Source organism: Verminephrobacter aporrectodeae subsp. tuberculatae At4 (assembly GCF_000193225.1).
Lineage (GTDB): Bacteria > Pseudomonadota > Gammaproteobacteria > Burkholderiales > Burkholderiaceae_C > Acidovorax > Acidovorax aporrectodeae.
The window spans coordinates 1-7,489 of record NZ_AFAL01000425.1 but is presented as its reverse complement, the minus strand read 5'-3'; the positions used below and the strand labels follow the sequence as shown (position 1 = coordinate 7,489).

Genomic DNA, 7,489 nt, shown 5'->3' with positions numbered 1-7,489 from the left:
CTGGTCGGACGCAGCTTCGACCGCCACCAGCCGAACCTGCGCGGCCTGCCGTGGTGGAACGCAACCGCGCCCCTGGTGCTGGCGCACGTCGGTGCGCCCCAGGCGGCGCTGCTGCGCTCGGAACTCGCCTACCAGAACCATGTGGCCGCCAGCCCGGCGTACGCCGCCCTGCCCCGGGGGCCGGTGCACGCCGATCTGTTCCGGGACAACGTGATGTTCGATGGCGAGGAACTCACGGGGGTTTTCGACTTTTACTTTGCGGGCGTGGACGCCTGGCTGTTCGACCTCGCGGTGTGCCTGAACGACTGGTGCACCGACCCGGCGAGCGGCGCCCACGACGCCGACCGCGCGTCGCGCATGCTCGGCGCCTACCAGGCCGTGCGCCCCCTGAGCGCCGCCGAGCGCGCTCTGCTGCCGGCCATGCTGCGGGCGGGTGCACTCCGGTTCTGGATCTCGCGCCTGTGGGACTTCCACCTGCCGCGCGAGGCCTCGATGCTCACGCCGCACGACCCCGCCCATTTCGAGCGCGTGCTGCGGGAGCGCGTTGCGCGCCCGGTGCGGGCCTGAGCGCCCTGGGCGCGCATGGGTGTGGTGCCGCGCCCACCGCCCTGCTGCGCGCCCCGCCCGCCGGACGCGCGCACTGGTAAATTCGACGCCATTGCCCCGCGCACCCCTGCGTCCATGGCCCTCCAGGGCGCGGCCCCTCCTGCCTCTCCAACGCACACATGAAGCTCCACATCGTCCCCGCACGCACCGGCATGGCCTGGGTGAAGCTTGGCCTGCGGGTGTTCTGGCGGCAGCCCATGGCGCTGACGGCGCTGTTTTTCCTGACCATGGTCTGCCTCTCGCTGGTCGCGGAGATCCCGCTCGCAGGGCCGGTCATCACGCAGGCACTGCTGCCGTTGGCCACGCTGGCCATGATGGTGGCCGCGGCAGAGGCCGAGCAAGGGCACTTCCCGACCCCGGCCTTGCTGCTGCGGGTGCTTCGCGCCAGCCGCCAGCGGCTGCGCGCCATGCTGCTGCTCGGTGCGCTGTATGCCGTGGGGCTGCTCGGCATCGTGGCCCTGGTGGACTTGCTCGACAGCGGACAGTTTTCCCGGGTCTCCCTGGGTGAGGCGCTGACCCCGCAGGACGTGCTCGAAAACCCGGCCATGTGGCTCGCCATGCTGCTGTACCTGGTGCTGTCGCTGCTGTTCTGGCACGCGCCAGGGCTGGTGCACTGGCACGGCGTGCCACCGGTCAAGGCGCTGTTCTTCAGCATCGTGGCCTGCCTGCACAACTTCCGCGCCTTCCTGGTCTACGGCCTCGGCTGGATCGGTGTCTTCCTGCTCGGCACCCTCGGGGGGAGCCTGGCCGTGTCGCTGCTGGTGTCCGCGGGGCTTTCCAAATCGGTCGCCGGCGGCATCATGGTGGGGGTGGCCATGACCATGGTCGCCATGTTCCTCACCTCGGTGGTGTTCACCTTCCGTGACTGCTTCGAGCCCCCGCACGACCGCGCACAAGGCGCCCGATGACGCAGCGCCGCCGCCCGCATCGCCCCGCGGACCGCTCTGCCGCGCAGCCCGGTCTGCCGGCGGGGACGCGCCCGGCGCAGGGGCGCCCCCGCGGGGCAAACGTTTCTTGCACACAACACTGGCGCGCAGGCGCCGCCTTCGCCGGGCATTTTCATTCCCGGCAAGGCGGACAAAGGCCGGGCTGTCCCGGAGAATCTGGCCGGTGATCACGACGGACTCTCTTACACACAGTTGCAAAAATCGCCGCCATTGGCCCCGCAGGGCCTTGGTTTGCGCGTGCCTGTGGCTGCTGGGCTGCTGCCTTGCGGCCCCGCATGCCGCGGTGGCGCAGCAGCAGACGACGACCGCCGAAGTCGGCGAACTCCAGTTGGAGCGCACCGAGGACGGCCTCTACCTGGGCACCACCTTGCAGTTCGATCTGCCCGATCTGGTCGAAGACGCCCTGTACAAGGGCATTCCCATGGTCTTCGTGGCCGACGCGCAGGTGCTGCGTGACCGCTGGTACTGGTCTGGCCGCCTGGTCGCCGAAGCCACGCGCTACCTGCGTCTGAGCTACCAACCCCTGACGCGCCGCTGGCGCCTGAGCATCTCTGCCGTGCCATTCAGCAACAGCGGCCTGGGCGTGATGCTGGTCCAGAAGTTTGACGACTATGCGGATGCGCTGTCGGCCATTCAGCGCTTTGCACGCTGGAAAATCGCAGAACCCGACGCGATCAAGGCCGACGCCGTGCACACGGTCGATTTCCGGTTTCGCCTGGACATGTCCCAACTCCCGCGCCCCCTGCAGATCGGCGCCGTCGGCAGTGCGAGCTGGAATCTGCTGGTCTCCCGCAGCCAGCGCCTGCCCGCGGAGCCTGCCAAGTGAGCGCAGAGCCTCCCGCTCCGGCGTCGCCCCAGGCCACGCTGCGCCAGTCGCGCACCCTGCGCTGGGCCATCGGCGTGGGGGTCGCGATCATGTCGGCCATCGGCATGGTGCTGCTGTTCCTGCTCACGCTGGCCACGAACAACCGCGCACTGTACGAGCGCAACTACGCCTGGCTCTTTGGCGTGAACGTGCTCGTGGCGCTGCTGCTGCTGGCGGTGCTGGTGTGGGTCGCCGTGCGCCTGGGCGTGCGCCTGCGCAAGGGCCGCTTCGGCAGCCGGCTGCTGGTCAAACTGGCGGCCATATTCGGGCTGGTCGGACTGCTTCCGGGCCTGCTGATCTACGTGGTGTCCTACCAGTTCGTCACGCGCTCCATCGAAAGCTGGTTCGACGTGAAGGTCGAGGGCGCCTTGTCGGCCGGTGTGAACCTGGCCCGCGTGTCGCTCGACTCCCTGGCCGCAGACATGGCAACGCAAACGCGCAACGCCGGCGCGCAGCTGACCCAGGTGCCCGACGCAGCGGCCGGGCTGGTGCTCGAACGGATCCGCGACCAATTGGGCGCCACGGACGTGCTGCTCTGGAACGCCTCAGGCCAGGCCCTGGCCAGCGCCGGGCAGTCGCGCTTCAACCTGAACCCCGAGCGGCCCGGCGCCGCGCTGCTGCGCAGCGTGCGGCAGGAGCGTGCCACGGCGCAGATCGAAGGGCTGGACGAGGTCTCCGACCCGGCCACCGCGCAGAACGCGCGCGTCAAGGTGCTCGCGCTCATCAGCAGCCCCAGCGTGGACCTGCTGGTGGAGTCGCGCTACCTGCAGGCCACGCTGCCCCTGCCCCCCGCCCTGGTGGCCAACGCAATCACCGTGCAAGAGGCGAACCGCGAATACCAGGAGCGCGCCCTGGCGCGCGGCGGCCTGCGCCGCATGTACGTGGGCACGCTCACGCTCAGCCTGTTCCTCGCGGTTTTCGGCGCCGTGCTGCTCGCCGTGCTGCTGGGCAACCAACTCGCGCGGCCCCTGCTGGTGCTGGCCAAGGGGGTGAGCGAGGTGGCCGCGGGCAACCTCGGCCCGAAGGCTTCGTTGCAGGGCAAGGACGAACTCGGCGGGCTGACGCGCTCTTTCGCGCTCATGACCGAGCAACTCGCCGACGCCCGCCAAGCCGTGGAGCAGAGCATGGGCGCGGTGGATGCGGCGCGCGCCAACCTGCAAACCATTCTGGACAACCTCACCGCCGGAGTCATCGTGCTCGACGCGCAGGGGCTGATCCGCTCGTCCAACCCCGGCGCCACGCGCATCCTGCGCGCGCCCATGGCGGCTCATGCGGGACGCGCCCTGTCCGAGGTACCCGGCCTGGCCGAATTCGCCGCAGCGGTTCAAGGGCATTTCGACGCCTTTCTGGGAAACCAGGAACGCCATGGGCTGGGCCACTGGCAGCAGCCGTTTGAACTGCATGCGTCCTCGGTCGGCGCCGGACAGCACGCCACCAGCCTGGTCGCCCGCGGCGCCGAACTGCCCGACGCGACCCGATTGCTGGTTTTTGACGACATCTCGGAAATCGTCTCGGCGCAGCGGGCACAGGCCTGGGCCGAGGTGGCCCGGCGCCTGGCGCACGAGATCAGGAACCCGCTGACCCCCATCCAACTGTCCGCCGAGCGGCTCGAAATGAAACTCTCGGGCCGGCTGCCCGCCCCCGATCAGGCCATCCTGGCCAAGTCCGTGAAGACCATCGTGGACCAGGTTGACGCCATGAAACGGCTGGTCAACGAGTTCCGCGACTACGCCCGCCTCCCCGCCGCAGAACTGCATGCGCTGAACCTCAATACCCTGGTCGCGGAACTGCTCCACCTGTATGGCGAAGAAAACGCCCAGGTCCCTGTGGAAGCCGAACTGGACCCCCGCTGCCCCGCGATTGCCGGCGACGCGCAGCAACTGCGCCAGGTGATTCACAACCTCCTGCAAAACGCGCAGGACGCCACCGAGCAAGCCTGCACCGACGCCGCGGAGCCCATGCCGCCGGTGCGCATCAGCACCCGCTGGAGCGCGTCCGCGCGTCGCGTGCGGCTCACGGTTTCGGACTGCGGCGGCGGGTTTCCGGCGCACATTCTGCAACGCGCCTTTGAGCCCTACGTCACCACCAAACCCCGGGGGACCGGCCTGGGATTGGCCGTGGTGAAAAAAATCGCAGATGAACACGGCGCCCGTATCGATCTGTCGAATCGCACACAAGATGACGTGGTGTGCGGGGCACAAGTGTCGTTATCATTCGCCCCTGCATCAGCGGCGTGACGGCATCGGGCATCGCGACTGCAGTACCCCCCCAAAGCGCTTCAACACACATGGCAAACATTCTGGTGGTCGACGATGAGCGCGGCATCCGTGACCTGTTGTCGGAAATCCTGAACGACGAAGGTCACAGCGTGGACCTCGCAGAAAACGCGGCCCAGGCGCGCACGGCCCGGGCAGGCAATGGCTATGACCTCGTACTGCTCGACATCTGGATGCCCGACACCGACGGCGTCTCGCTGCTCAAGGAATGGGCCGCCGCCGGAACGCTGACCATGCCCGTGATCATGATGAGCGGCCACGCCACCATCGACACGGCCGTCGAAGCCACGCGCATCGGTGCCCTCGCGTTCCTGGAAAAACCCATCACCCTCCAAAAGCTGCTCAAGGCCGTGGAGCAGGGCCTGGCGCGCAACGCCGCCCGCCAGGCGGCACCCCCGATATCCGTGATCCAGCCGCCCTCAGACCCCGTGTTCTCGCAACTTCCCGCGGTGCTGAGCGCGCTGGCGGACGCCGGTCCCCACGCGCACCAGGGCTTTGACCTGGACCGCCCCCTGCGTGAGGCGCGCGATGGTTTCGAAAAAGCCTATTTCGAATTCCACCTCGCACGCGAAGGGGGGTCGATGACCCGCGTCGCAGAAAAGACGGGCCTCGAGCGCACCCACCTGTACCGCAAGCTGCGCCAACTGGGCGTGGACCTGGGCCGCAGCAAGCGGGGGTTTCAATAAGTCCTGCCCACTTTTCCGAAAGCCCGTTTTCTGCCTATAATGGCGGGCTTGAGGCCCGGTAGCTCAGTCGGTAGAGCAGAGGACTGAAAATCCTTGTGTCGGTGGTTCGATTCCGCCCCAGGCCACCATCTTTCTTTCTCAGTAGATCCCAAGTCAGCTCAAAAGTCCTTGCGCATCAAGGACTTAGCCTGAAAAGGCGGCTCAAGCGGTGTCTCTGGATCTCACAACGTCCGATCTTTGCGTGTACCCCTATGTACCCCAGACTGTTTTCCAACTGCAGTTTTTCTGGGGGTACACCGTGGGACAACTCAACGACCTGTTGATCAAGGTGGCGCAGCCGCGCGAATCCGAATATTTCCTGGCGGACGGTGAGGGGCTCTACCTTCGCGTGCGTCCGGCTGGTAAGGTTTGGATCTATCGCTACAAGTACATGGGGCGGACGACCAAGCTGAGCTTGGGGGCCTATCCAACGGTCTCGCTCAGCGCGGCCCGTAAGAAGGCGCGCGAAGAGGCCGGTAGGCGTCAAGAGGGGGTCGATCCGCGCGACGCGAGGCGCAAGAGCGTCAGCGCGTTGCGCGGCTGAACAGCTTCGAACTTATGGCGCGTACTTGGCATGTGCAGGCGCAGAAGGACAGGATGTGGTCGGCCAACTATCAGCACGCCTATGCAGTTCGAGATTTATGCAACAACGCCCGCACACGGACTCGACGTCCATTACCGAAGACAGGATGGGGCGCGCTGGCCCCATAGGGCTCGGATCTTGGCGAACTGGGCAGGCGAGTCGACCAGCACCGCGTCGATGCCCAGGCAGGCCGCCGCGCGATAGTCGTCCTCGTTGTTGATCGAGATCGCAAGGATCTTCACGCGCGAGCGGGCACGAAAGCATGCGAGCGTCGCAGGCGTCCACAGCGTGGCGTTCACATTCGATGTGCCCTCGCCGAGCGTGAACTTCTCAATCACGCTCACTGTGCGGTGCATCTCGAAGCCGCTCCACACAGGCATCGTCGGCGCGCCCAGGCAGCCTTCGTTGAGCAGTACCTTGGCCAGTCTGTCGCGTGTCGCATCGCGCGACTCGAAGACCCGCGCCCCACGCACGCCGGCGAAGGCCTGCTGGAACTGTGCATCGGTCGAATAGATCAACGTGCGCGACCAAGCGTTTTCTTCGTCCAGCACCTGTGCGACAGCCTTGGTCAGCGGCTCGGCGGGCAACGCCTTCATGTCCAGCATCAGCGGCATGCCCGATGGTAGCGAGTGCAACGCCTGGCGCAGCGTTGGGATCGCAGCCGGATGCTCGCGGTACGGATAGCGCCCATCGACGCTTCTGAAGTTCCACCCTGCATTGATACGAGCGAGTTCGCGCGCCGTGTGTGCGGCGACGGGGCCGCTCGCATTCGTGAGCGCGGACAGGTCAGCCGGGCGGTACAGAACCGGCACCCCGTCCTTGCTCAGTTGCACTGACAACCACATGGCATCGGCGCCGTTGGCAACCGATCGCGCGATCGCCTCGAGCGTGTTCTCCGGCGCGTCCGCCGTGCCACCGCGGTGCGCGACGACCAGCGGCAGCGAGGCCACCTCGCCAGGCGTTTGTCCGCCCGTCGAGACACACGCCTGCAACGCGAGCGCGCCAGCGATGATCAAGGTCCCACGTCTTAAAGTTCCCACGCAGGAGAGTATCTTCATTGCATCGAGTCTATGCATACGGATCTTGGCAAGTCACGTTTTGGAGGATTGAGGAGCGTGCGAGAGAGATATTGAGATCATCGCTTCGCGTCTTGTATCTCATTTTTTTGCTTGTTGTAGCCGAGACAACGCGTAGATAGAGGATCGAGCATAGATGGACGTTCATGCGAGTTCTGCGATTGGTGGGTATTTCGGCGAGCGTGACCGCCCATTTCGGCATCGTGACCGATTTGAGCGCTGGGTCTGGGGTTACGCGGTTGGGATTGTAGAGGGGGGTATGGATTGACTGGTGATGTCTCCTTGTCGGGTGTTGCAGGCCACGATACCTGAGTATCGTTCGGGTTTTTTCTTGTGTTTTTCGTGACTGTTCAGTCTCTCGAACACGAATCGGTGATACTTGCTCCATGCTAACACCTTCCGACACTTCAA

Annotated in this window: 7 protein-coding genes and 1 tRNA gene; 7 read left to right on the top strand and 1 reads right to left on the bottom strand. The window is 66.2% G+C overall.

Annotation, left to right across the window (positions count from 1 at the left end):
* From VTU_RS0113360 to VTU_RS27195, 7 genes are all read left to right on the top strand, one after another.
* Positions 1–567, top strand: a 567-nt coding sequence (locus VTU_RS0113360) for a phosphotransferase (protein ID WP_029554383.1), incomplete at its 5' end; no start/stop codon positions are given.
* 158 nt (positions 568–725) lie between these two features.
* Positions 726–1,514 (top strand): BPSS1780 family membrane protein, encoded by a 789-nt coding sequence (locus VTU_RS0113355; RefSeq protein ID WP_010104940.1) that lies wholly within the window; start codon positions 726–728, stop codon positions 1,512–1,514.
* A gap of 265 nt (positions 1,515–1,779) precedes the next feature.
* Positions 1,780–2,379 carry a DUF4390 domain-containing protein gene (locus tag VTU_RS0113350; RefSeq protein ID WP_010104938.1) on the top strand — a complete coding sequence of 200 codons (600 nt, stop codon included), beginning with the start codon at positions 1,780–1,782 and terminating at the stop codon, positions 2,377–2,379.
* Positions 2,376–4,655, top strand: coding sequence for a sensor histidine kinase (locus VTU_RS0113345; protein ID WP_010104936.1), 2,280 nt, complete (start codon positions 2,376–2,378; stop codon positions 4,653–4,655). The genes VTU_RS0113350 and VTU_RS0113345 overlap by 4 nt, the downstream gene beginning before the upstream one ends.
* A gap of 50 nt (positions 4,656–4,705) precedes the next feature.
* Positions 4,706–5,380, top strand: coding sequence for a response regulator (locus VTU_RS0113340; RefSeq protein ID WP_010104934.1), 675 nt, complete (start codon positions 4,706–4,708; stop codon positions 5,378–5,380).
* A 52-nt stretch (positions 5,381–5,432) separates the two neighbouring features.
* Positions 5,433–5,508 (top strand) — tRNA-Phe (locus VTU_RS0113335).
* Positions 5,509–5,678: 170 nt separating this feature from the next.
* On the top strand, positions 5,679–5,963 hold the full coding sequence (locus tag VTU_RS27195) for an Arm DNA-binding domain-containing protein (protein ID WP_086010008.1): 285 nt from the start codon (positions 5,679–5,681) through the stop codon (positions 5,961–5,963).
* A gap of 131 nt (positions 5,964–6,094) precedes the next feature.
* Here the strand turns inward: VTU_RS27195 and VTU_RS27190 are convergent, their stop codons facing one another.
* Positions 6,095–7,054 (bottom strand): glycerophosphodiester phosphodiesterase family protein, encoded by a 960-nt coding sequence (locus VTU_RS27190; RefSeq protein WP_138927884.1) that lies wholly within the window; start codon positions 7,052–7,054, stop codon positions 6,095–6,097.
* Between the last annotated feature and the right edge of the window lie 435 nt (positions 7,055–7,489).

Excerpts from the sequence above, each read along its gene's own strand:
- VTU_RS0113355 (WP_010104940.1), top strand. The coding sequence starts at position 726 with ATGAAGCTCCACATCGTCCCCGCACGCACCGGCATGGCCTGGGTGAAG.
- VTU_RS0113340 (WP_010104934.1), top strand. The coding sequence starts at position 4,706 with ATGGCAAACATTCTGGTGGTCGACGATGAGCGCGGCATCCGTGACCTG.